The sequence below is a fragment of the Demequina oxidasica genome, assembly GCF_000975115.1.
GTDB lineage: Bacteria > Actinomycetota > Actinomycetes > Actinomycetales > Demequinaceae > Demequina > Demequina oxidasica.
This window is the reverse complement of sequence record NZ_BBRE01000004.1, coordinates 40,419-62,948: the sequence shown is the minus strand read 5'-3', so window position 1 is coordinate 62,948 and position 22,530 is coordinate 40,419. Positions and strand designations below refer to the sequence as shown.

Sequence of the window (22,530 nt, the reverse complement as noted above, 5' to 3'; positions counted from 1 at the left end):
AGCGTTTATTCTACTGGCGCTGCGGGCGCACCAAGCATCCCCAACAGAACGTCTACGCGCTCGTCCTCGTTCCTGAACGGATCCTTGAGGAGCACAGTGCGGCCGTCGCTACCAGTGATCTTGAGGTGTACCCAGTCCACGGTGAAGTCACGTCCGGCGGCGAGCGCCGCGGAAACGAAGAGCCCTCGCAGGCGGGCACGAGTTGTCGCGGGGGCGTTCGTGACCGCAAGGTCGATTTGCTCGTCTGTGATGATGCGCCGCACCAGACCCTGGCTCTGCAACCGGTAAAACAGGCCGCGCTGCGGAGAGATGTCGTGGAACGCCATCTCGAGGCGCGCGAGGCGTGGATCGTCGAGTTCGCACTCGAGCTTGCGCTGGTAGCGCTTCACCACCCGGTACTTGATGGCCCAGTCCAGTTCGGTCTCTACCAGCGTGAAATCCTGCGTTCGCACCGCGTCGATCCCCCGTTGCCACAGGTCCAGGATGGACTCCACCTCCGCGGTGGGGGCGATGATCCCGCCCACGTGAGCGCGCACCGCGTCGAGGTAGGTTTGTTGCAACTGAACCGCGGTGAGCATGCGCCCGTCGGTCAGCTCAACAGTCGCCTGACCGGTGAGGTCGTGTGCGATGTCGCGAATCGCCTGCATCTCATGCGCCAATGCCAGCTGCGGGAATTCCGCACGGGCCTCCATGATGCGCAGGACCAAGTCGGTGGCGCCTACCTTTAACAGCGCGGTGGGCTCCGCCATCGTAGAGTCACCCACGATGATGTGCATGCGTCGGTACAACTCGGCGTTGGCGTGTGGTTCGTCCCGGGTGTTGATCATGGGCCGCGAGCGCGTGGTCGCCGAACTCATCCCCTCCCACATGTGATCCGCGCGCGGGGAGAATGAGAAGTGGGCGCCTTGGGGCGTGCGGGTGATGCAACCGGCTCCCGTCACGATCTGACGAGAGATGAGGAACGGCAGCAGATTCGAGGCGAAGGCCCTGAAGTCCGAGCGGCGACGCACCAAGTAGTTCTCGTGGCAGCCGTAGCTATTGCCGGCCGAGTCCACGTTGTTCTTGTACAGGTGAATGGTGCCGTCGATGCCCGCCGCTCGCAACCGCTCCTCGCCCCCTGCAATCAGGTTGTGCACGATCCGTTCGCCGGCCTTGTCGGCCGCGATCAGGTCAGTCAACGAGTCGCATTCGGCGGTCGCGTACTCGGGGTGCGCGCCCACGTCGATGTACAGCCGTGAGGCATTGGGCAGGAACACGTTAGAGGAGCGGCCCCACTGCACCACGGAGTGGAAGAGGTGACCAGCAACCTCCTCGGGCGTGACGGAGCGAGACGTTGCGGAGTCGAGGTGCAGACCGAATTCGGTCTCGAGCCCAAAGATGCGGCGGGCGGGGTCGACGTCTAGGGGCGCGGGGATATCCGTGGAGATCATGGCCGAGGCGGAGCCCGGCGGGCCTACTCGCCGCCCTTTTGCACAAAGGAACGTACGAACTGCTCCGCATTAACCTGCAGCGAGCCATCGATCTCGTCGAGCAGGTCGTCGAGCGCATCGGTGCTGGCGACCTGGGTAGGCGCTGCGGGTGCGTCGGGAACGTCGTCCTCGTGGGACTGGCTGGATGAGTGAGTCTGAGGCATGTTCCGAGTCTATCCCCCGATCAGGGAGTCGAGAAGGGCGTGCGTGGTGGCGAGCGGGTCGTCCAGGTGGACCACCTCGAGGTCGCCGTGCTCGGTCTCGCGGTCGAGGACCACGGAGGACCATCCGGCCGCGTCGAGAAGGTCCGGTCGGGCGGCCACCATGTCTCCACGCAGGCGTGCCCGGGTGTCGCGGGGCGCAGTGCGCATTGCCGCGGCGACGTCCTCGTCGGACACCACCCGCTCGAAGGATCCGGCACGCTCGAGGCGTGCAGCGAGTCCCGTGCCGAGCTGGCTCCACTGCACGTCCGCTGCCGCGAGGCGCGCATCGTCCCATGGCACTTCCTGCACCCCTCCCAGTTCGTCGACGGGAGCGTACTTTGAGCGCATGCGGCCCAGCAGTTGCAGTTTGGCGACCCACTCCACCTCGCGAGCGGCGGAAAAGATGTCGCGGTCCAGCAGGTCGAGCACGCTTTCCCACCGAGTAATCACATACGCGTCAGTGGCGCTCGCGACGTAGGTGCGGCAGATTTCCAACAGGGCGCGCTGAATCTGCAGCGCCGTGGCCGTTTCGCCCGATGCTAGCTCCAGTGGGGCACGCAGCGTCAGGTCTCGCGACACTCGCTGGACGTCGCCCACCGGCTCGCGCAGTTCGCAGGCACCCAGGCGCGTGTCTGCCGCCTCGATGGCGGCTAACACCAGCGCCGTAGTGCCGGTCTTGAGCAGGATGGGCACATCCATGCAGTTGGCGTCGCCGATGATCACGTGCAGGCGGCGCCACTTGCTGCGCTCCGCGTGCGGCTCGTCACGGGTGTTGATGATGGGCCGGCGCAACGTGGTCTCGAGGCCCACCTCCGCTTCCATGTAGTCGGCGCGCTGGGACATCTGGAAGCCGGCAACTTCGCCACGCTGTCCGATCCCGACGCGGCCGGCGCCAGCGAATATCTGGCGGGTGACCAGGTGCGGGGTGAGGTGGTTGATGACGTCGTCAAAGTCAGTGTCGCGGCGGATCAGGAAATTCTCGTGCGTGCCGTAGCTCGCTCCTTTGCCGTCCACGTTGTTCTTGTACAGCGCGACCCGCTCATCCTCCTCACGCTCGTACTCGACCGTGGCCGCGAGCGCGATCGCGTCGCCGGCGCGGTCCCACAACACGGCGTCGCGCGCGTTGCTCACCTCGGGGCCCGAGTACTCGGGATGCGCATGATCCACGTAGAAGCGCGCGCCGTTGGCGAGAACCGCGTTGAGGTGCGCGGGGTCCTCCCACGAGCCGCGGCGCCTGCGCAGCGTGACGGCCTGCACCGCCTCGTCATACTCCGTGGCGTCGGTCAGCATGTCCGAGGTCGCGGACGCCCGCGATCTCCGCATACCGCGCTGATCCTGCAGTGGATCCTCGCCGCCGTAGTCCCACCGGGTGGTGGACTGCCCTGCCCACGCACGGCAGGCCTGCACCAGTCGTGAGGACATCAGAATGGGGTTGGCGCCGGAGCGGTCCGGGTTGGTGATGCCGTATTCGGTCTCGATCCCCATCACGCGTGCGGCACCGAGTCCACCTGCTGCGTCCTCCACCTCCACGGGCTACTCCCCCGCCAGCGAGCCAGCTGCTACGGCACGCGCCTCGACCAGTTCCTGGTCGCACGCCTGGCGTAAGTGAGCCGCGGTGATGCCGCGCTCGCCGCCGGAGATCAGCGACTTGATGGCCCCCGTCTTTGCGCGGTCCACGACGTTGCGGATCAGCGCACCCGAGACGTACTCGGGGGTGTCCGGGTGGGCGAACAGCGTGTCGACCGCCACGGCGTTGAGCGCGCGCGCCGTCGCCACAGCATCGTCGCCGTGCTGGGCGAGTTCGCTGGGGGCCATCGGCACCGATGCGGTCAGGTACTTGCTGAAGATGTCGGCCGCGGACGCAGGGCCGGGTCGCGAGACCTCTATCTTTACGTCTAGGCGGCCGGGGCGCAGGATGGCCGGATCGATCATGTCCTCACGGTTGGAGGCTCCGATCACAATCACGTTGCTGAGCCCCTCGACTCCGTCCAGCTCGGTGAGGAGCTGAGGGACGATGGTGGTTTCCATGTCGGAGCTCACGCCGGAGCCACGCGAACGGAACAGTGCATCCATCTCGTCAAAGAACACCACCACGGGAGCGCCGGAGGACGCCTTGGAACGGGCGCGCTCAAAGATGGTGCGAATGTACCGCTCGGTCTCGCCCACGTACTTGTTGAGGAGCTCCGGGCCCTTGACGGAAAGGAAGTAGGAACGGTCCGCGCCCACGGCCTCACCCAACGAGTGTGCGACGGCCTTGGCGATCAACGTCTTGCCGCAGCCCGGAGGGCCGTACAGCAGCAGCCCACGCGGCGGGCGCAAGTCATGTTCGATGTACAGCTCGGGATGACGGATAGGCAATTCGATCGCGTCGCGGATGCGCTCGATCTGCGCGCCCAGGCCACCGATCGCGCGGTAGTCCACGTCAGGCACCTCTTCGAGCATGAGCGCCTCGACACCGCTGCGGTCCACCTTCTCCGAGGCAAAGCCGGTGCGCGGGTCGATGATGACGGTGTCACCCTCGGACACGCGCGAGCGGGCGTCGCCGCCGATCATGATGACAATGCGCTCGTCCTCGCCACGCGAGACCACCAACACGCGGTCCGCATCGATCACCTCGCGGACAATCGCCGCCTGGCCGGCGCGCTCGGGCTCCGCGGTACCGACCACCACCATCATGGCGTTGAGCAGCACCTCGTCCCCTGGCTCCAGGTTCTTGCCCAGTGACGGCAGCACGGTGACGCGCATGCGGCGGCCACTCGAGACGATGTCCGCGTGCTCACCCGCCCACTTCACGAAGGTGGCGAACGTCTGCGGCGGCGCCGATGCCTCGGCGAGCTTGACCTTCATCTCGCCCAGCTGGTCGCGCGCCAAGGTCAGCAGGCGCTGCAGTTCACGGTTCTGACGCTCGGCGGTCGCGAGCTTGTCCTGGCCCTCTGCCACCATCAGCTGTCCTCTCCTGCCATAGTCGTCTCAGCATCGGTCGTCGCGTCTGTCGTGGGCGTCGCGTCGAGCGCGCCGCGGCGCACCTTGCGGATCTTCTTCTCACTCACAGGGCGCTCGCCCAGATCCTCGGGCGTCCATTCGGCATCCGCGGTCGGGTAGGCGCCCTTGGCGGGGCGGCGGTGACGCAGCGGGGCGTCCACGCCGGGAGCCATGCGGCGGGCGGTCATCAGGAAGCCGGTGTGGCCAATCATGCGGTGATCGGGGCGTACGGACAAGCCCTCGAGGTGCCAGGTGCGCAGCAGGTTCTCCCACGCGTGCGGCTCGGTGAAGCCGCCGTGGTCGCGCAGGTCCTCCGCGAGGCGAGACATCTGAGTGGCCGTCGCGACGTAGGCGAGGAACACGCCGCCGGGAGCCAGCGCATCAGCCGCGGCCTCGATGTTTTCCCACGGTGCGAGCATGTCGAGGATGACGCGGTCCACGGTGCCGGGCTCGGCGACCAATGCCACCTGGTCAGCGAAGTCGCCGATCTCCAAGCGCCACGCGGGGTGCGGACCACCAAAGTGGGATTCGACGTTGGCCCGGGCGATGTCCGCGAAGTCCTCGCGACGCTCGATCGAGATCAGCTCTCCGCCGTCGCCCACTGCACGCAGGAGCGACATGGTGAGCGCGCCGGAGCCCACGCCGGCCTCGACTACGCGCGCCCCCGGGTAGATGTCAGCCATCTGAATGATCTGGCCGGCGTCCTTGGGGTAGATCACGGCGGCTCCGCGCGGCATGGATAGCACCAGGTCGCTGAGCAGCGGGCGCAGCACCAGGTAGTCCACCCCGGCGGTGTTGCGGATCACGGTGCCTTCGGGCTGACCGATCAGATCGTCGTGCGTGAACTGGCCGCGGTGCGTATGAAAAGTCTTACCCGCGATGAGGGTGATGGTGTGGTGGCGTCCCTTGGCATCGGTCAATTGGACGCGGTCGCCTACGCGGAGGGGTCCGCGGCGCTGGTCGGCGCCGGTGGGCGCTGAGGTCGGTGAAGTCATGCGCCCAGTCTAGGGCGCGTTACTGCAGGGCTCCCTGCACGTCCTGGGCTCGCACGACGCCGATGACGTGGCCGTGTTCGACGACGGCCCACACCTCGGTCTTGCCCCACCACTGCTGCAAGAAGTTGACGAACTCGCGACCCTGGAGGTCCGGGCTCATCTCCGCCCCGCGCGGCATGGGCATGGTGACGGACTGCAAGTGCGTGTGTGCGCGCTCGGACTCCGGCACGGCATCGATGAGTGACACCGGGAAGTGCCCCGCCGGCGCGCGGTCCGCCGCGAGAACGACCACTTCGAGGGCTCCGGCGCGGGCGGCGAGCTCCGCGGCTTCGTGGACGGTGGCGGCGAACGGGATGGGGACGGCCGTCACCATGAGCGACCGGGCGCCGATGCTGTCCACCCGGGACATGGTCTTGGCCGCCTTAAGGGCGTTCGATGCCGCAGGCCAGAGCAAGCCAAAGATCAGGACACCCCACAGCATGCTGAAGATGCTGGGCGTGTAGCCGCGCAGGAAGGGCACGCCAATCGCGAACACGAGGACGCCGATCGCGACGACGCGGCCGGCCCAGGCGGCGACCATGGTGCCGCGGTTACGGTTTTTGGTGGCGCCCCAGACGATTGCCTCCAAAACGCGGCCGCCGTCCATCGGAATTCCGGGAAGCGCGTTGAAAGCGGCGAGCAGCAGGTTGGCCCACACCACCCACCACAGCGCAGCGCCCAGGAGTCCGCCCGGCGTGGTGACCTGCAACTCGAGAGCGACCACGCCGGCGATCAAGAGATTGGCGAAGGGACCCGCGAGTGAGACCACGCCATTGACGAGGGGGGTGAGATTGCGCGAGTCGAACGAGGTGTGGCCACCCCACAGCGTGAGGACAATCTCGTGAACATCGCGATTGAACGCGCGGGCGGCGATTGCGTGGGCGACCTCGTGGAGGAACACGGAGACGATGAGCGCGGCGGCCAGAATCAGGCCAATCGTGAAGCCGCGCCGGGTGATGCCGTCGTCGGACGAACTCAGCAGGAACGCGAGGATCACGAGCATCACGAGGGTCGAGGGCTGGACCACGACACGCGCGCCGAGCACCCGACCAAAGGAGATACCGCGGGTGCCCTGATTCTGATCTGCCATGTGTCCACCGTAGATGGTCGCGGGGCCTATTCAGTCTCCCGCTCGATCTTCGGCGACCCTGGCCCGAGTTCTCCGGGCGGCCTCAGCCCGGATGTCACCTCGCCGTCCTACTGTGGTGGCATGAGTGACACCACAAAACCGACCGGCACCGAGCACCATGAAGCCGATGCGATCGTGGCCGTGACCGCCCCCGCCAAGTCCGCGCGTGGCAGAGGCCCGCGCAAGCCGGCACTGTCGCCCTCGCGCGCCGGCGACTTTCGTCAGTGCCCGCTGATGTTCCGCCTGCGCCTGGTCGACAAGGTGCCTGAACCGCCCTCGCCGGCGGCCACGCTAGGAACGCTGGTGCACGCCGTGCTCGAGGACCTCTACGACCTTCCCGCGGGTGAACGCACCCTGGAGGCGGCATCGGCGATGGTGGAGCCCAAGTGGCAGGAGATGCTCGCCAAGCAGGCCGACCTGGCAGAGCTGCACGCTGACGATGCCGCGCTCAGGACCTGGTTCGCGACCGGCAACGAACGGCTCGCTACATATTTCAGGCTCGAGAACCCGCAACGACTCGAGCCAGCGGCACGCGAGGAGTTCGTCGAGTTTCAGCTCGAGGACGGCCCGCTGTTGCGCGGCTTCATCGACCGAGTGGATGTCGCGCCTGATGGCGCCATCCGGCTCATCGACTACAAGACAGGCAAGAAGCCGCTGCCGCAGTACTCGACCAAGGAGCACTTCCAAATGCGGTTCTACGCGCTGCTCGTGGAGCGGCTCCGGGGACGCCGCCCCGCGCTGCTGCAACTGCTATTCCTGCGTGACGGCGGCACCATTGAGCTGCGCCCGGACGCCGGTGACCTGGAGAAGGTTGAGTTTGAGATTCGTGAACTGTGGAACGACATCTCGGCTGCCGCACGCGCGGGTCAGTTCAGGCCCAAGAAGTCCAAACTGTGCGGTTGGTGCAACTTCCAGTCGCTGTGCCCCGAATTCGGCGGCACGCCTCCCCCGCTGGATGCCGCGGCGGTGGAACGCTCGCTCGGCGTCAAGGTCGACGCAACAGGCTGACGCTAGTTGTCCGAACCGAGTTGGTCGATCATGCGGCCACCCGCAATCTCGGCCAATTCGTCTAGGCCGATGCCGTGAAGGCTTCGCACGCGGCTGAGGCCGGGGCGCGCGTCTGTCAAGGGCGTAAGACGCCTCACAGCGATCGTGTGCGCTCCCGAGGCGTGGGCCGCCGCGACACCCGACGGCGAGTCCTCGATAGCCACGCAGTCGGAGATCGGGACACCGAGGCGCTCCGCCGCCAGGAGGAACGACTCGGGGTGAGGTTTTCCGTGCGTGACCTCGTCGCCGGTCACCACGGCCGCAAAAGCATCGGGAATCCGCGTGATCGCCGCCTTAGCCAACGACGAATAAGACATGGTGACCAGAGCGCACGGAATGCCTGCGCTCACCACCAGGTCGAGCAACTCACGAGCGTCCTGCTGCCAAGGGGTGTGCGCGCGCACGTCATCGGTGACGCGGCGCAACAGGTACTCGATGATGTCCTTGACGCTCATGTCGACGCCGTGTTCCTGTAGAACCCGCGCGGAGACCGTCAGCGGGTTGCCGACCAGCTGCAATCCATCCTGGTCAGTCCACTCAACTCCGAATCGCGACGCGAGTTCTTTTTCTGCAGCGATCCAGTAGGGCTCGGAGTCAATAAGGGTGCCATCGAGATCCCAGAGGACGGCGGCAGGGCGCACGGGTGAAGAGTTCATAGGCGCTTAAGTCTAGGCTGGGCGCATGAGTAGCGAGAATGACCCATTGACGCTTGGTCGCAACGAGTCGATCATGATCGCCGCCTTCGAGGGCTGGAATGATGCTGGGTCGGCGGCCTCTGCCGCGCTTGACCACCTCGTACAGGGGTGGAACGCAGGCGAGTACGCGACCCTCGACTCCGAGAAATATCACGACTTCCAGGTGAATCGACCGACCATCTCGCGGCTGCCGTCAGGAGACCGAGTGGTGTCGTGGCCCGGCACCATCGTCTCTACTACGTCGGGCCCTTGGGACTCGGACCGCAAACTCGCACTCGTGCGCGGCATCGAGCCATCCATGCGGTGGCGCGGCTTTGCGGGTGAGATCCTGGACCACGCGGCGGATCTAGGCGTAACGACGTTAATCACGTGCGGCGCGCTGCTGGTCGACGCTCCACACACACGCCCGCTTCCCACGTTCGTTACCAGCGAGGACGCCGAGGCGCGCCAGCGCTTTGACCTGGAGCGGTCTGACTACGACGGCCCCACTGGCATTCTTGGCGTGCTGGGACACGAGGCGAGCCTGCGCGGGATCCGAGTGCTGTCGATGTGGGTCGGCATTCCCCACTACGTGGGTCACCCGCCCAGCCCCAAGGGCACCATGGCGTTGCTGGGTCAGTTGGAGCGTTTCATTGGCGAGCCGATCGACCTCGCGGACTTGCCGTACGAGGCCGAGGCCTGGCAGCGCGGCGCGGACGAACTCGCCGAGGAGGACGAGGAGGTGGCTGAGCACGTCAAGCAACTCGAGGAATTGATGGACGAGACTAGCCTTCCCGAGGCCTCTGGAGACGCCATCGCCGCCGAGTTCGAGCAGTTCCTCCGCCGACGCGATGGCGGACCCAACAAGTAGTTCCGAACCGGCTAGGTCGCGGCGATCGTGCCCGTGGCGAGCAGCGCCACGATGACCGCGGCAAAGCCCAACCGGTAGACCACGAACGGCATAAACGAGTGGTTCGTGATCAACTTAAGGAACCACACGATCACGATGTATCCCACAACGAATGCGACGACGGCAGCCAAGATGGTGTTAGCCCAGCCCACTCCGCCGGTCGCGGTGATCTCCTGGTAGTTACTGGCCGCCTGATAGAGCCCCGAACCGAGGACCGCGGGGATTGCCAACAGGAATGAATACCGTGCGGCCGCCTCGCGGGTGAGCCCCAGGAACAGACCCATCGAGATGGTGCCGCCCGAGCGCGAGACTCCGGGTATGAGGGCTGCCGCCTGCGCCAGCCCAAGCAGGACCGCGTCTTTGCCCGTGAGCTCGGACAATTCTCGTTTCTTGGCTCCAACCTTGTCTGCCCAGCCGAGTACCAGGCCAAACAGTGCGAGCGTGATCGCAGTGAGATAGAGGTTGCGCAGAGTGGTCTCGATTTGAGTCTGGAACAGCAGGCCAAGTACCACGATGGGGAACGAGCCGATGATGACCCACCACCCCAAGCGCGCATCCGGGTTGTGTGCACCCAGGCGCGCGCGCCGGTCAGAGCCGTCCCTGCCGCGCAACGCGTTAATCCACGCGCTGATGATCCGCACGATGTCCTTGCGGAAAAACAGCAGCACCGCGGCCTCAGTACCAATCTGAATGATGGCGGTAAAGGCCGCACCTGGGTCGCCGCCACTGGGCAACAGCGGACCGATGGCCCGGATGTGGGCGCTGGAGGAGATCGGCAAGAACTCCGTCAGGCCCTGGACGATTCCGAGGACGATCGATTCCCACCAATTCATAATCGCAACAGTAATACCCGCGCGCCGCCTACGACCGTCGCCACGCGCGCGGTAAGTTCGCACACATGCAGCGCAATCGAGTCGGAACCAGCGGCCTTGAGGTGTCGGAGCTCGCGCTCGGCACCATGACCTGGAGCCGCGACACGAACGCAGACGAGGCGGGCGGCCAGTTGGACGCGTTCCTCGATGCTGGAGGCACGCTTGTCGATACCGCCGCCTCTTACGCGGAGGGCGGCTCCGAAGCCCTCATCGGCGCGATGTTGGGCGGCACCGTGGCGCGCCGAGATCTCCAGATCTGCACCAAAGCCGGCATCCGTCGCACCGCATCGGGCGGTTTCGTGGACGCGTCTCGCGACACGATGCTGGACACCCTGGACGATTCGCTCGTACGCATGGGCACCGATCACGTCGACCTCTGGCTCGTGCACGCGTATGACTCCCGCACGCCCCTCGAGGAAACGCTTCACGCCCTCGAGATCGCGGTAAATTCCGGCCGAGCGCGCTACGTCGGGGTCTCCAACTTCCCGGGCTGGGCCACTGCCCGCATCGGTACTCTGGCGACGGGTCGTCCGTCGATCGCCGCAACGCAGGTCGAGTACTCGCTTCTCCAACGCGGAATCGAGCGCGAAGTGGTGCCAGCAGCAGTGGAGGTCGGCATGGGCGTCATGGCCTGGTCTCCCTTGGGCCGCGGAGTCCTGACCGGCAAGTACCGCTCGTCAATCCCTGCCGACTCCCGCGCCGCATCCGAGCACCTCGCAGGATTCGTTGACCCGTACCTGAACGACCACTCCACGGCGGTTGTCGACGCGCTCACCACTGCCGCTGAGGGACTCGGCGCGACCGCCCAGGAGCTCGCGCTCGGGTGGGTGCTCGCGCAGCCACACATCGCCTCCGCAGTCGTGGGCGCTCGCACTGCGGAGCAACTGGAGCTATCGCTCAACGCGACGCGCAACCGCGTCCCCGCTGCGATTGTCGACGTGCTAGACGAAGTCACGGCTCCACAGTTGGGATACCCAGAACGACGCTAGGCGCGAGCCGCAAGGGCCAGCAGGAGGGGAAGGTGGTTGAAGTGCACACCCTCCCCCGTGCCGCGCTCTACCTCAGGTCGAACTCGTCGAGGTCATCGTCCAGGTCGTCTTCGTCTTCCTCGGCGTGGGGATCGATCTCTTCGCCATCGTCGCCGGTGGCGTCAGCATCGTCGTCCTCATCGCCTTCGTCGTCGTCCTCATCGTCGTCGTACTGGTCGTCATCCTCAAGCACCAGCGGCAGCGACTCCGCGAACTCGACGTCGAGCGCCTCCTCATATACCTCGAAGGCCTCGGCCACGGCATCGTACGCATCGTCGGCCGCGGCATCGACCGGACTGCGACGAGTCGCGACTGCGTCCAGGTGTGTCTCCATCGCTGCGACCAGAAGTCGCAGAGCCTCGCGCGCTTGTGTGCTCATGGTTATGACGGTACCCGCGGAACCGATTAAATGGGAGGGATGATGAAAGAACCTTCAACTCGCACGGACGCCCACGTGGTGTCGCCGCGCCGCACGCGCGATTCGCCCAACCGCCATTTTGAGTGGCGAGTGGTCGACATCGCTCGGGATGTCTCCTACTCCGAGGCACGCGGCATCCTTACCGAACAGGCCGAATACGGCCAGTGGGAGCTCGCCCGATCAGTGCTCTACACCGGCGGCGCCCGCCGCGTGTGGCTACGTCGCAGGGTGATCAGGCTTCAGCGCACCGACGCCTACTAGTACCCACGCCCTCACGGCCGATGCCGTGGCTGGCTGGATACGGAGGTAGCTGTAGGTCGCGCTAGCAGTCCTTAAGGAACGTGGTCAGCACGCGCTCGCCAAAGTGCAGACTCTCCACCGGGATGCGCTCGTCGATGCCATGGAAGAGCGACGGGAAGTCGAGGTCCTCGGGTAACTGCAATGGCGCGAACCCGTAGCCGGCGATGCCGATGGCCGCGAGGTGCTTGTTGTCGGTGCCGCCCATGAGGGCGTACGGCAACACGGGCGCGTCCGGGTCCTCGACACCGAGAGCCGCGATCATCTTGTCGACGAGCGGTACATCGAACGGCACCTCGAGTGAGCGCTCGGTGATGTAGTTCTCCACCTTGACGTGTGTGCCGGCGAGTTCCTCGATGGTGCGCAGGACGCTCTCCTGGTGGCCTGGTAGGTAGCGCGAGTCGACAAAGCCCGTGGCGGTGTCAGGAATCACGTTGGTCTTATAGCCGGCGTCCATCATGGTGGGGTTCGAGGTGTTGCGGACGGTCGCGGCGATCATGCGCGCGTTCGCGCCAAGGCCGTCGATCAGCTTGGCGACGCACTCCTCGGTAGGCTCAAACTCAACGTCCGTGAGGTCGGCGATCCCACGTAGGAGTTGCTCCACGGTGGGAGACATCTCGAGCGGCCACTCGTGTTGCCCAATGCGTGCCAGGGCTCCCGCGAGGTGCGTCACCGCGTTGTCGGAGTGGATCAGGCTGCCGTGTCCCTGCTGGCCGTCCGCGACGAGGCGCAGCCACTGAATGCCCTTCTCTGCGGTCTGGACCAGGTAGGCACGACGGCCGTTCACGTACGTGGAGAAGCCCCCCACCTCGCTGATGGCCTCGCTGGCACCGCGGAAGTCGTCCGGGTGGTTCTCCACCATCCACTTTGCGCCACGGGCTCCCCCGTGTTCCTCGTCTGCGAAGAACGCGATCACGATGTCGCGTGCGGGCTTAATGCCGGCGTCGATCATGTTCGCGACGGAGGCAAGAATCATCGCGTCCATGTTCTTCATGTCCACGGCTCCGCGACCCCAGACCATGCCGTCCTTAATCTCGGCACCGAACGGATCGACCGACCAATCGTCGGCGAACGCGGGCACCACGTCTAGGTGGCCGTGAACCACCAGCGCCGGGCGCGCGCGGTCCGCGCCCTCCCAGAGGCACGTCAGCGAGGCACGGCCGGGCTCGGCCTCACGGATGACGGGGTCGAGTCCCAGGTCCCTCAGGAATGCGGCGACGTAGTCAGCGGCCTCTCGCTCTCCTGGCCCGTCCTCGTCACCGTAATTCGAGGTGTCGATGCGGATCAGGTCTTGGCAGATGCGAACGACGTCGCGCGAGGCAGTCATGGAACCAGGTTATCGCCGCCGTGGAAAGGCAAAGGACCCGAGCCAATATGGCTCGGGTCCTTTGCGAGAAGTACTGGTGCTGAGGTCAGAAAATACTGACGCCACCAGGTCCTACTAGCAGTCCGACAACGATGAGGACGATGCCCCACAGGATGTCCTTCTTAATGAGTCGCATGATTCCGAGAACAACCAGAACCACGGCCAAGATCCAAAGTAGTGCGTAGAGCATTGTGAGCCCCCTTTATTTCGTTCGGATACTGCTCTGTCGTACTGGTCAACCTCGTATCCCCCCTGGCTATTCCCGGACCGTTACCGGAACGAGACATTCAACCGGGATTGGGGCAAACAAAAAGGGCCGGAGCTTTCGCTCCGGCCCTGCTGGTGTCCGAGGGGGGACTTGAACCCCCACGCCCTTGCGGGCACTAGCACCTCAAGCTAGCGCGTCTGCCAATTCCGCCACCCGGACAGGTGGATCGAGATTCTGTTTCCAGTGCCTCAATGCGACGGTAATCGTAGCACGGCAAAAGGGCGTCCAAGAAACCACTCGGGGTACGGAATCACCTAAAGTCACGACTCTTGGCCGGCACCTTGAGGCTCAGCGGCGCCAGGTGCTCCGCGACCAGGTTGGTGGCACCGTCTGCCCGCTCGATGCGGCCGCGGATCACGAGCGCGGGCGAACGTCTCGCGACGGCCTGGAATCTCTTCCATACCCCCACAGAGCAGATCACGTTGAGGAATCCCGTCTCATCCTCGAGCGAGATGAACGTCACCCCCTTCGCGGTTCCCGGTCGCTGTCGGTGCGTCACCACCCCGGCCACCGAGATGCGGCGCTCCGCGTCGTGGTGCAGGACCTCATCCACGGTCAGCACCCCGTTGCGCTCCAGCCCCTCTCTCACAAAGACGGTCGGATAACTCTCCGTCGACACACCCGATGCCCATACGTCAGCCACTGCTTCCTCCACCTCACTCATTCCGGGCAGCATCGGTGCCGCCACTCCTGTTGTCACGTCCGGCAGGGTGTCCGGCCCCTCGCGGGCCAGCGCTCCGGCCGCCCACAGCCCCTCCCTGCGGCTCACTCCGAGCGTCTCCAGCGCACCCCCGGTCGCCAGCGCCTCCCACTGCGCTGTTGATAAACCTCGTGCTGTCGACAGGCCCATGCCGGGGGCGATGCCCGCGTCGCCCTTCACGCCCTTGGGAGGCACTCGTACCCGCCGCGCCATGTCCGTGAGCGACTCGAACGGCCCCTGTACCCGTGCGTCGACGATCGCTTGTGCGGCCTCGGTGCCAAGACCCCGCACCGAGGTCAGCCCCATGCGCACGGCCAGGGTGGGCTCCACATGGGCGAGTGCCGCGAGGTCCTCGCGGCGTTCGCTCGGCGCCGATGCTGGGGTCGCCAGCCGCTCCACCCTCGCCAGCACGTGGGAACGGCTTACGCAGGGTCGCAACACCGTCTGCCCGTGGCGGCGGGCATCTGCCGCGAGCGACTGCGGCGAATAAAACCCCATCGGCTGCGCCGCGAGCAGCCCTGCGTAGAACGCAGCCGGTTGGTGCACCTTGAGCCAGCTGGAGGCGTAGACCAGGTACGCGAAGGAGTACGAGTGCGACTCGGGGAACCCAAAGTCGCTGAACGCCTTGAGCTTGTCGAAGATCTGCACCGCGACGTCCGCCGAGATCCCGCGTCCATTCGCGCCCACCATGAACTTGGCCCGCAGCGCCTCCATGCGCTCGGGGCTGCGCTTGGAGCCCATGGCGCGGCGCAGCTGGTCCGCGAGCGAGCCGTCGAACCCGGCCGCATCCATGGCCATCTGCATCAGCTGCTCCTGGAATAGCGGGATGCCCAGGGTCTTCTCGAGCGCGGGCTTGAGCAGCGGATGCAGGTAGGTGACCTCCTCGCGGCCGCGCGCACGGTTGATGTAAGGGTGCACCGAGCCACCCTGGATGGGACCGGGGCGAATCAACGCGACTTCGATCACGATGTCGTAGAAGCGGCGCGGACGCAGGCGCGGCAGGGTCGCCATCTGCGCGCGCGACTCCACCTGGAACACCCCTACCGTGTCCGCGGCGCATAGCAGGTCGTACACCTCGGGGTCCTCCTGCGGCAACGAGTGCAGACCCAGCTCCTGCCCGGTGTGCTCGCGGATGAATTCAAAGGCGTACCTCAGTGCGGACAGCATGCCCAGGCCCAGCAGGTCGAACTTCACCAGACCCGCGTCGGCGCAGTCGTCCTTGTCCCACTGCAACACGGTGCGCCCGGGCATGCGCGCCCACTCCACGGGGCAGACGTCGATCACCGGCCGGTCGCACAGCACCATGCCTCCCGGGTGGATGCCCAGGTGCCGGGGCAAGCGCATGAACTGCTGCGCAAGATCCAGCACTGGGTCGGGAATGTGGTCGAGGTCCTGCGGTGGGTTCTTGTTGGGCGACTGGTCGTCCATGTTCAGATCCGGCCAGGCCGCGCTTCGAGCCTCAGCCGCCTCGGGACGCGAACGCGCGCGCGGCTCGGCGGCCGGCTCGGGCCAGACCGAGTCGCGGGTGACTACGGCCTGCTGCTCCTGCTTCTCGGGCGAGACGCGCAGGTCGCCCCATCGGTCGATGCTCTTGGACCACGCGTCCTGCTGGCCAACGTCGTAGCCGAGCGCCTTGGCGGCATCGCGTACCGCGGAACGCGGCCGGTACTGGATCACGTTGGCGACCATCGCGGCGTTGATGCGCCCAAAGCGCCGGAACACGTACTGGATGACCTCCTCGCGGCGGTCCGACTCGATGTCCACGTCGATGTCCGGCGGCCCATCACGCTCGGGCGCGAGGAACCGCTCGAACAGCAGCCCGTGGGTCACAGCGTCCACCGCGGTGACCCCTAGCGCGAAGCAGACCGCACTGTTGGCGGCCGACCCACGCCCCTGGCACAGGATGTCCGACTCGCGGCAGAAGCTGACGATGTCGTGGACTATGAGGAAGTAGCCGGGGAAGTCTAGCGCCTCGATCACGTTGAGCTCGTGCTCAAGCTGCTTCCAGGCCCCCGGCACCCTCTCGTCGCCGCGCGGCCCGTAGCGCGCGTGCGCGCCTCGCAGCACCAACTCGCGCAGCCACGAGGCCTCCGTGTGGCCGTCCGGCACCGGGTACGGCGGCAGCTTGGGAGCCACCAGTTTGAGGTCGAACGCGCACTCGGCGGCCAGCTTCGCAGCCGTTGTCACCGCCTGGGGTGAGCGCCTGTGCCGGTACAGCATCTCCGCACCGCTACGCAGGTGCAGTCCGGAGGACGAAGGCAGCCAGCCGTCCATGTCGTCGAGCGAGGACCGCGCCCGGACCGCCGACAGCGCCGTCGCCAACTCTGCGCCACGCGGGTTCGCGTAGTGCGCGTTGGTGGTCGCGACCAGCGGCAGGTTGGCGTCAAAGGCCAGGTCGCTCAGGGCATCGTTGCGCTCGGAGTCCAGCGGGTCGCCGTTGTCCGTGATCTCCACGGCCACGTTGTCACGCCCAAAGAGTCCCGCCAGCGTGTCCACCTCGCGACGTGCGGCGGCGAATCCCTGCGCGGAGACTCCCCCGCCCAGTGCGCCCTGGGCGCCGGGCACCCCCATCCCAGACAGCGCGCGCCGCACGTTGCCCTTGCGGCAGCCGGTCAGGACCAGGAACTCGCCGTCGCCGGTCTCCGCGAGCGACTCGAGGGTGTACCTGGCCAGGCCCTTCTCGGCGGTGGCCAAGTGCGCCATGCCGATGGCGTGGCTGAGCCGCGCGTAGCCCGCCGGCCCGCGTGCGAGCACCACCAGGTGACTCGAGCGGGGATCCGGCTTGCCGGTAGGCGCCTCAAGGACCGGCGCTCCCCCGCGCACGTCGGCCACTGGCAGGTGCAGTTCGGCCCCGAACACGGTGGGCATGCCGATGGCTCGGGCGGCATTCGCGAAGCGCACGGCGCCGTAGAGGCCGTCGTGGTCCGTGATGGCCAGTGCGCTAAGTCCCAGCCTGCCTGCCTCCGCGACCATCTCCTCGGGCTGGCTCGCACCGTCGAGGAAGCTGAACGCGCTGTGTGCATGCAGCTCCGCGTAATCGGTGATGTCAGTCATGGGCGCACCGCGTTTCCAGTAAAGGCCCCCGCCGAATTAGTCATAGACCGCCTCCAGCGCCCAGGCACCGCCGGAGAAGGAAGCGAGCACCGCCGGCCCTTCTCGCACCGCGATCTGCACGTAAGCGCCGCGCGTCGAATCCGGCGCCCACCAGCGCTCCACGACAGGCCAAGGCCCGGCCCACGACTCGATGGGCTGGGGCAGCCCCCACGAGGGTTCGCCCACGTCGCCCACGTGTCCCGATGACGGGTGTCTGCGAGCGGCGGCCATCCTCTCGTCACGAGGGTCGACGGGCAGGCGTACCCACGTGGGTGGCGCGCTCATGCCCAGGCGGCGGTTGACCGTGACCGGCTGACCGCCGGCGTCCAGCAGCGCCAGCGGCTGCGAGCTCACCAGCACCGTCGCAGGCGCGGGGTCGGGGATGCGGCCCGGCCACGGGTGTTCGATGCGCCGGCTGGGCGTGGACTCCTGTCCCCACGGCAGCGCGAGGACCCGGTCCCGCGGGTCGCGTCCACCCTGCTCGCGCACGGACAGCACGCCGTCTGCCCCGATCAGACCCTGGATCCTCTCGAGCGTGCGGTGAGCACGAGCATCGGCGCCGGAGACTCCACCCCACAAGTAAGCCTGCTCACTACCTAAGGTGATGACGTCCTGGGCCGTGACCGTCAGGGAGACCAGGGGCGCGGGCTCGGGTCCCTGCGAGGTACCGGACAGCCAGCCCTCGAGTTGCCAGCGCACGCGGTCCGCCATGTGCTTGGCGAACGCGCCGGACCGGCTGCCCACATCGGTGCGCCACACCCGCTCCAGCGAGTCGCCACGCTCGGTGCGGGCCGCAATGCACACCCGCCCGCACCGCACCCCGGCCTCCAGCAGCGCCGCATCCAGCTGACCAGCCACGTGCGCGGCAACCAGGGCGAGCTGCTCGACCCGCTGGGCCGGCTCCTCGAACACGTATTCCACCGCGATGTCGTCCTCGCTGCGGCGCAGCACCGGTGGCCGCACGTCCTCGCCGCGGCCAATCCGGTAGGCCCACATCCCCGCCGGGCCGAACCGCGCCAGCACGTCCGCGCTGGGCAGCGCCGTGAAGTCGTGCAGCGAATACAGACCCAGCCTGCTCAGCACGCCGGCCAGGTCCTCTACTGCTTCCCGGTGTTGCCGCTCCATGGCCGCCAGCACCAAGGTGTCGATCGGCAGCGAGGCGAGGTAGTCGGCGGATCCACCAACCGGCACCAGCGCCGAGTTCCGGGCAGCGACGATCGCGGCGAGCAACCCGTCCGCGGCGCCCACCGAGCACTCGTACCCGGCGTAGTCAGCAATGGAACTCACGAGCGCCTCGGCCAGCGCCTCCTCCGAGCCGTGAAAGCGCGCGGCACCATCGGCAGGAATCATCAGTAGGCCGGGCCGGGAGACCTCCACCCCCGCCACCACGCGTTCGGCGGCCGCGGCGACCGCCTCGAATTCGCGCGAGTCCCGGCCCTCGTCGTACGGCAGGATCTCCAGCTCGGGGCAGGCGCGTTGCGCGAGCCGCTTGCGCATCCCCCGCTTCACCCCTGCCGCACGCGCCGCGGCCGAGACCGCGACCATGCCACGCCCGTGCAGGACCGCGGCCGGCACCTCGGAGCCCAGCCCCGCCGCGGTCATCGCCGCGGCTACGGGCCAGTCCGGGACCCACAGGACAGCACGACGCACCGTGGAGACGGTGGCCTGACCTACTCCGCGCGGAACATCCGCCCGGGTACTCACGCGACCTCCTCATCAATGACGGTGCGTGCACCGGGACGGGCCCACGCCACACCGGGGTCGACGTCGAGGGTGACGTTCACGCGCCGCCGCGACCCCTGCGAACGACCCGACACCACCACCGTCATCTCACGCTCACGCAACCGCCCGTCGCCTGAGCCGAGCCCGCGCCATCGGCTGCTCTCGACTTTCAGGGAAACGTTCGCTCCATCCCACTGCCCCGCAACAATCAGCACGCTGCCGCGCTCCCGTGCCCGCGAGGCGAGCCGGCGCCGGTCCGCGTGCGACAGCGCCAGTCGGGGCCCGAGCATCACCACGTCCATGCCGTCCACGCACGCGCCCACCACCTGCGCGGCCTGAACCCCCGGGTGCGGCATGAGCGCGAGGCGCGACAGCTCGATCCCCCGCCGCGCGGCCGCCACCACGCCCACCCTGGGCAGGCCCACGATCGCGGTCCACGACCCGGCAGCCGATGCGGCCGCGCCCAGCGCGAGCATCAGCGAAGTCGCACCCTCGACGCTCACCACCTGGCCGCGCCGCAACCCCTGGGGAAGGAGCGCCCCGAGCGCCTCGGCCAGCGGCAACGCGGGCGCCTCGTCGGGCACCCGTTCCACGCCCACCTTCTGGTGGACGGCCCCCAGTGCGGCTCGCGCTCGGGCAAGGCGCGTCTCGGTGCTGTCCCCACTCATCACGCCTCACCTCGCTTCACCTGCGACGGCGCCATCTCAACGACGACACCATTCGAACACTTGTTCGATTATCGCATTGAACGCCGACATCGGCGCACTGTCAAACGAGAAAGGGCAGCCCCCGTCGCCGCGAAATGGGCGCGCCGTCGGCAAGGTATAAGTCACGCAAAGGCGAAGGCTCCGCAACGGTCCAGCCCGTGGGCCGCATCGTCCGCTGCTCGCCCCAAAACGAGGCCCGAACCTGAGGTTGTCCGAATAGGGGACGCGTTTTCGCGCCGGCGCGGACGTCTCGGATCTAGAGCATGGAGCCGAGGTCGGATCCGACGGTGGGGTAAGCCGCCGTCGCGGATTTGAGTTGACGGGTGGTCAGGCCGAGCTTGATGGCCATCCCGAAGGTATTGATCAGTTCGCCATACTCGGGTCCAATCAGGTGCGCTCCCACCACGCGGTCGCTCGACCTGTCGACCAGAATTTTGGCGGCAGCGGTGCCTTCGCCGATCCGATAGTTCGAATACCAGCCGCTCGTGTCGGAGTAGCGAACCTCCAAATCGATCCCCTGCTCGCGAGCTTCGGCTTCGAGCATGCCAACGCGGGTGAGTTCCGGGATGGTGAAGACCGCAGAGGGAATGCCGACGTAGTCCGGGGTGGAAGTGGTGCCCTTGATCATGTTGGACGCGGCGACCTTTGCCTCGGACACGGCGACTGGAGTCAGCGGCATCCCGGCGGTGTCCGCCGAATCTCCCGCGGCCCAAACGGCCGGGTTGGTGGTGCTTTGCAGGTGACCGCCCACACTTACCCCTCGTTCGCCCCACTGGACCCCGGCGGAATCTAGATCTAGCCCTGCGAGGTCAGCCACGCGTCCCGCGCCGTGCACCACGAGGTCAGCCTCGATTGTTTCGGAGGCCCCGTCGCGTTCGACGGTGACTCGGAAGCCCCGATCCGCCCGCTCGACGGCCACGACGTGCGTCTCGCGTCGCAGGTCGACGCCGACCTCCCGACCGCGATCGACGAGGAGTTCCACAAGGTCCGGGTCGAAGCTCTTCAACGGGCGTGAGCCGCGGTCGACGATCACCGCGGAACTCCCCGTGCGGGCGACGATGTGAGCGAACTCGAACGAGATGAAGCCGCCACCGATGAACAGGACCCGCTCGGGGAGGGCGTCAAGATTCAGGAACTCGGTGCTGTCGATGAGGTGCTCGTGGCCGGGAAATTCCAGCGTCCTCGGCCGCGCCCCAGTCGCGACGAGGAAGCGCTCGGCTTCATAACTGGTTCCGTCGATTTCGATCTGGCGGGCGCCGGTGAAGCGTGCGTGCCCGTGGAGAGTTTCGACGCCGTTGCCCATCAGGCCATCTTCCATGCGCTGCGGGAGAGGATCGGTAAAACCATGCTTGTGCGTCATGAGGTCGGACCAGTTGATCGACAGACCGTCGTCCTCGATGCCCTTACCCCGCATGAGACGAGCGGCGTCGACGATCTCGGCGCCACGCCGCAGGATCTTCTTAGGGTCGCACCCCCGCAGCGCGCATGTCCCGCCATACGGGAGAGGGTCCGCGATTGCGACCTTCCATCCCTGGCTTGCGCACTTGTTCGCGGCGGCGATGCCTGCCATGCCCGCGCCGATGACGATCAGATCGTATTTGCCGTTCATATTTGACTCTCCTTTAGTTGAAGCCGGCGCCGCGGTCACGCCAAGGTCACGCATCGGCGAGTGCCGCGCGGAGTTGGTCAAACGTCGGAGCGCCCCGGTATCCATCTGGGGTCGAATACAGGCGGCACGTCATGCCGACCCGTGCACCTGGCTCCGCGAACGCGTCGACACCGTTGACCTGAATGCTCGGCGAACCGAAGAATCCGACACGGCTCGCTTCCTCGGGGGTGTCGACCATCTGGTGTTTGACGACGATGCCGGGACGATCGGCCGCGACGAGGCGCAACCTCTCGTCCGCAACCTTCCAGTTGGGGCATCCTTCAAAGTAGAGCAGGGTGACGTCCATACGAGTCACGCTAAACCTTGAACCCGGGTATAAGGTCAAGCGCGTAGTGTCGAGATCATGCGCATTGGAGAAGTTGCCGCCGCCGTGAGCGTTGAGCCCCAGACGATCCGCTACTACGAACGCAGGGGCCTGCTCCCGGAGCCTCGACGCGATCCGAGCGGCTACCGCACCTACGACCCCTCAGTTATCACCCGACTCCAATTCATCCGAGCGGGTCAGGGCGTCGGCTTCACCCTCGTCGAGATCGCCTCCATCCTTGACCTGCGTGGCGACGGCGTGACGCCCTGCACCCACGTGCGGGACCTGCTCTCGGCCAAGCTCCGCGACGTCCGCAGGCGACAAAACGAACTCGCGATCATGGGAGAGGAGCTGGAGGGCCTCATCAGTCGAAGCGATCAACTTGATCCCGTCGACTGCACCGACACCGACACCTGCCACGTCATCCCGCGGCCGACGACCTAGATTCTCTGCGACCCCAGTAATCCGACACGGTTCGCTTCCTCGAGGGTATCGACCATCCGATGTTTGACGCGGCGCGCAGCGCCCCTCACTACCCCCGCCCCTCCGCCCAGCCTTCCCTCGTGGGGACCCGCCCGGCGATGTAAGCGTTTGCTAGTGCGCCACCAAAGCAACTCGCCCCAAGCATCGTCCGCATG

21 protein-coding genes and 1 tRNA gene are annotated in these 22,530 nt (G+C 66.8%); 5 read left to right on the top strand and 17 right to left on the bottom strand.

Features of this window, described 5'->3' with window-relative positions:
* Nucleotides 1–5 precede the first annotated feature (5 nt).
* Genes pafA through AOP77_RS10935 form a run of 6 tightly spaced genes read right to left on the bottom strand, consistent with a single transcriptional unit; the run spans nt 6 to nt 6,778 of the window.
* Entirely contained in the window at nt 6–1,430 is a 1,425-nt protein-coding gene (gene pafA / locus AOP77_RS10960) for a Pup--protein ligase (RefSeq protein WP_062213605.1), read from the bottom strand.
* 23 nt (nt 1,431–1,453) lie between these two features.
* Nucleotides 1,454–1,633, bottom strand: coding sequence for a ubiquitin-like protein Pup (locus tag AOP77_RS10955; RefSeq protein WP_062213602.1), 180 nt, complete (start codon nt 1,631–1,633; stop codon nt 1,454–1,456).
* 9 nt (nt 1,634–1,642) lie between these two features.
* Nucleotides 1,643–3,202 (bottom strand): depupylase/deamidase Dop, encoded by a 1,560-nt coding sequence (gene dop / locus AOP77_RS10950; RefSeq protein WP_152649866.1) that lies wholly within the window; start codon nt 3,200–3,202, stop codon nt 1,643–1,645.
* A 3-nt stretch (nt 3,203–3,205) separates the two neighbouring features.
* Complete coding sequence (gene arc, locus AOP77_RS10945) at nt 3,206–4,615, bottom strand: proteasome ATPase (RefSeq protein WP_062213600.1); 1,410 nt, start codon at nt 4,613–4,615, stop codon at nt 3,206–3,208.
* On the bottom strand, nt 4,615–5,649 hold the full coding sequence (locus AOP77_RS10940; RefSeq protein ID WP_062213598.1) for a tRNA (adenine-N1)-methyltransferase: 1,035 nt from the start codon (nt 5,647–5,649) through the stop codon (nt 4,615–4,617). Before AOP77_RS10940 ends, arc begins: the two co-directional genes overlap by 1 nt.
* 19 nt (nt 5,650–5,668) lie before the next feature.
* Complete coding sequence (locus tag AOP77_RS10935) at nt 5,669–6,778, bottom strand: site-2 protease family protein (RefSeq protein WP_062213596.1); 1,110 nt, start codon at nt 6,776–6,778, stop codon at nt 5,669–5,671.
* 120 nt (nt 6,779–6,898) lie between these two features.
* On the opposite strand from AOP77_RS10935, the gene AOP77_RS10930 reads away from it, so the two are divergent.
* A complete protein-coding gene (locus tag AOP77_RS10930; RefSeq protein ID WP_084622621.1) occupies nt 6,899–7,825 on the top strand; it encodes a RecB family exonuclease in 927 nt (308 codons plus the stop codon).
* A gap of 2 nt (nt 7,826–7,827) precedes the next feature.
* Here AOP77_RS10930 and AOP77_RS10925 read toward each other — a convergent pair whose 3' ends face one another.
* Entirely contained in the window at nt 7,828–8,520 is a 693-nt protein-coding gene (locus AOP77_RS10925; protein WP_062213594.1) for an HAD family hydrolase, read from the bottom strand.
* Between the two features lie 25 nt (nt 8,521–8,545).
* On the opposite strand from AOP77_RS10925, the gene AOP77_RS10920 reads away from it, so the two are divergent.
* Nucleotides 8,546–9,409: a PAC2 family protein gene (locus tag AOP77_RS10920; RefSeq protein ID WP_062213591.1), complete on the top strand. Its 864-nt coding sequence runs from the start codon at nt 8,546–8,548 to the stop codon at nt 9,407–9,409.
* A gap of 11 nt (nt 9,410–9,420) precedes the next feature.
* Here AOP77_RS10920 and AOP77_RS10915 read toward each other — a convergent pair whose 3' ends face one another.
* Nucleotides 9,421–10,281, bottom strand: a complete 861-nt coding sequence (locus AOP77_RS10915; protein WP_062213589.1) for an undecaprenyl-diphosphate phosphatase — start codon at nt 10,279–10,281, stop codon at nt 9,421–9,423.
* A 65-nt stretch (nt 10,282–10,346) separates the two neighbouring features.
* On the opposite strand from AOP77_RS10915, the gene AOP77_RS10910 reads away from it, so the two are divergent.
* Nucleotides 10,347–11,309, top strand: a complete 963-nt coding sequence (locus tag AOP77_RS10910; protein WP_062213587.1) for an aldo/keto reductase — start codon at nt 10,347–10,349, stop codon at nt 11,307–11,309.
* 67 nt (nt 11,310–11,376) lie between these two features.
* Here AOP77_RS10910 and AOP77_RS10905 read toward each other — a convergent pair whose 3' ends face one another.
* Nucleotides 11,377–11,727, bottom strand: coding sequence for a hypothetical protein (locus tag AOP77_RS10905; RefSeq protein WP_062213585.1), 351 nt, complete (start codon nt 11,725–11,727; stop codon nt 11,377–11,379).
* A 39-nt stretch (nt 11,728–11,766) separates the two neighbouring features.
* Between AOP77_RS10905 and AOP77_RS10900 the strand changes: the two genes are divergently transcribed.
* Nucleotides 11,767–12,027: a DUF5703 family protein gene (locus tag AOP77_RS10900; RefSeq protein WP_369345411.1), complete on the top strand. Its 261-nt coding sequence runs from the start codon at nt 11,767–11,769 to the stop codon at nt 12,025–12,027.
* 61 nt (nt 12,028–12,088) lie between these two features.
* On the opposite strand, the gene AOP77_RS10895 is transcribed toward AOP77_RS10900, so the two are convergent.
* The 8 genes from AOP77_RS10895 to AOP77_RS10865 form a co-directional block, all read right to left on the bottom strand.
* Nucleotides 12,089–13,390, bottom strand: a complete 1,302-nt coding sequence (locus tag AOP77_RS10895) for a M20/M25/M40 family metallo-hydrolase (RefSeq protein ID WP_062213584.1) — start codon at nt 13,388–13,390, stop codon at nt 12,089–12,091.
* Nucleotides 13,391–13,475: 85 nt separating this feature from the next.
* Complete coding sequence (locus AOP77_RS12430; RefSeq protein ID WP_169746478.1) at nt 13,476–13,619, bottom strand: GPGG-motif small membrane protein; 144 nt, start codon at nt 13,617–13,619, stop codon at nt 13,476–13,478.
* A gap of 150 nt (nt 13,620–13,769) precedes the next feature.
* Nucleotides 13,770–13,856, bottom strand: a tRNA-Leu gene (locus tag AOP77_RS10890).
* Between the two features lie 91 nt (nt 13,857–13,947).
* A complete protein-coding gene (locus AOP77_RS10885; RefSeq protein ID WP_062213582.1) occupies nt 13,948–17,451 on the bottom strand; it encodes an error-prone DNA polymerase in 3,504 nt (1,167 codons plus the stop codon).
* Nucleotides 17,452–17,487: 36 nt separating this feature from the next.
* Nucleotides 17,488–19,194 (bottom strand): DNA polymerase Y family protein, encoded by a 1,707-nt coding sequence (locus tag AOP77_RS10880; protein WP_062213580.1) that lies wholly within the window; start codon nt 19,192–19,194, stop codon nt 17,488–17,490.
* Nucleotides 19,191–19,880: a DnaE2-dependent mutagenesis accessory factor ImuA' gene (gene imuA', locus AOP77_RS10875; RefSeq protein WP_062213578.1), complete on the bottom strand. Its 690-nt coding sequence runs from the start codon at nt 19,878–19,880 to the stop codon at nt 19,191–19,193. Before imuA' ends, AOP77_RS10880 begins: the two co-directional genes overlap by 4 nt.
* 295 nt (nt 19,881–20,175) lie before the next feature.
* Entirely contained in the window at nt 20,176–21,528 is a 1,353-nt protein-coding gene (locus tag AOP77_RS10870; RefSeq protein WP_062213576.1) for a dihydrolipoyl dehydrogenase family protein, read from the bottom strand.
* A 46-nt stretch (nt 21,529–21,574) separates the two neighbouring features.
* Entirely contained in the window at nt 21,575–21,874 is a 300-nt protein-coding gene (locus tag AOP77_RS10865; RefSeq protein WP_062213574.1) for a thioredoxin domain-containing protein, read from the bottom strand.
* A 57-nt stretch (nt 21,875–21,931) separates the two neighbouring features.
* Between AOP77_RS10865 and AOP77_RS10860 the strand changes: the two genes are divergently transcribed.
* A complete protein-coding gene (locus tag AOP77_RS10860) occupies nt 21,932–22,336 on the top strand; it encodes a heavy metal-responsive transcriptional regulator (protein ID WP_062213571.1) in 405 nt (134 codons plus the stop codon).
* Nucleotides 22,337–22,530 lie beyond the last annotated feature (194 nt).

Coding starts and splice junctions, on each gene's coding strand:
- pafA (WP_062213605.1), bottom strand. CDS start 1,430: ATGATCTCCACGGATATCCCCGCGCCCCTAGACGTCGACCCCGCCCGC.
- AOP77_RS10955 (WP_062213602.1), bottom strand. CDS start 1,633: ATGCCTCAGACTCACTCATCCAGCCAGTCCCACGAGGACGACGTTCCC.
- arc (WP_062213600.1), bottom strand. CDS start 4,615: ATGGTGGCAGAGGGCCAGGACAAGCTCGCGACCGCCGAGCGTCAGAAC.
- AOP77_RS10940 (WP_062213598.1), bottom strand. CDS start 5,649: ATGACTTCACCGACCTCAGCGCCCACCGGCGCCGACCAGCGCCGCGGA.
- AOP77_RS10935 (WP_062213596.1), bottom strand. CDS start 6,778: ATGGCAGATCAGAATCAGGGCACCCGCGGTATCTCCTTTGGTCGGGTG.
- AOP77_RS10930 (WP_084622621.1), top strand. CDS start 6,899: ATGAGTGACACCACAAAACCGACCGGCACCGAGCACCATGAAGCCGAT.
- AOP77_RS10925 (WP_062213594.1), bottom strand. CDS start 8,520: ATGAACTCTTCACCCGTGCGCCCTGCCGCCGTCCTCTGGGATCTCGAT.
- AOP77_RS10920 (WP_062213591.1), top strand. CDS start 8,546: ATGAGTAGCGAGAATGACCCATTGACGCTTGGTCGCAACGAGTCGATC.
- AOP77_RS10915 (WP_062213589.1), bottom strand. CDS start 10,281: ATGAATTGGTGGGAATCGATCGTCCTCGGAATCGTCCAGGGCCTGACG.
- AOP77_RS10910 (WP_062213587.1), top strand. CDS start 10,347: ATGCAGCGCAATCGAGTCGGAACCAGCGGCCTTGAGGTGTCGGAGCTC.
- AOP77_RS10905 (WP_062213585.1), bottom strand. CDS start 11,727: ATGAGCACACAAGCGCGCGAGGCTCTGCGACTTCTGGTCGCAGCGATG.
- AOP77_RS10900 (WP_369345411.1), top strand. CDS start 11,767: ATGATGAAAGAACCTTCAACTCGCACGGACGCCCACGTGGTGTCGCCG.
- AOP77_RS10895 (WP_062213584.1), bottom strand. CDS start 13,390: ATGACTGCCTCGCGCGACGTCGTTCGCATCTGCCAAGACCTGATCCGC.
- AOP77_RS12430 (WP_169746478.1), bottom strand. CDS start 13,619: ATGCTCTACGCACTACTTTGGATCTTGGCCGTGGTTCTGGTTGTTCTC.
- AOP77_RS10885 (WP_062213582.1), bottom strand. CDS start 17,451: ATGACTGACATCACCGATTACGCGGAGCTGCATGCACACAGCGCGTTC.
- imuA' (WP_062213578.1), bottom strand. CDS start 19,880: ATGAGTGGGGACAGCACCGAGACGCGCCTTGCCCGAGCGCGAGCCGCA.
- AOP77_RS10870 (WP_062213576.1), bottom strand. CDS start 21,528: ATGAACGGCAAATACGATCTGATCGTCATCGGCGCGGGCATGGCAGGC.
- AOP77_RS10865 (WP_062213574.1), bottom strand. CDS start 21,874: ATGGACGTCACCCTGCTCTACTTTGAAGGATGCCCCAACTGGAAGGTT.
- AOP77_RS10860 (WP_062213571.1), top strand. CDS start 21,932: ATGCGCATTGGAGAAGTTGCCGCCGCCGTGAGCGTTGAGCCCCAGACG.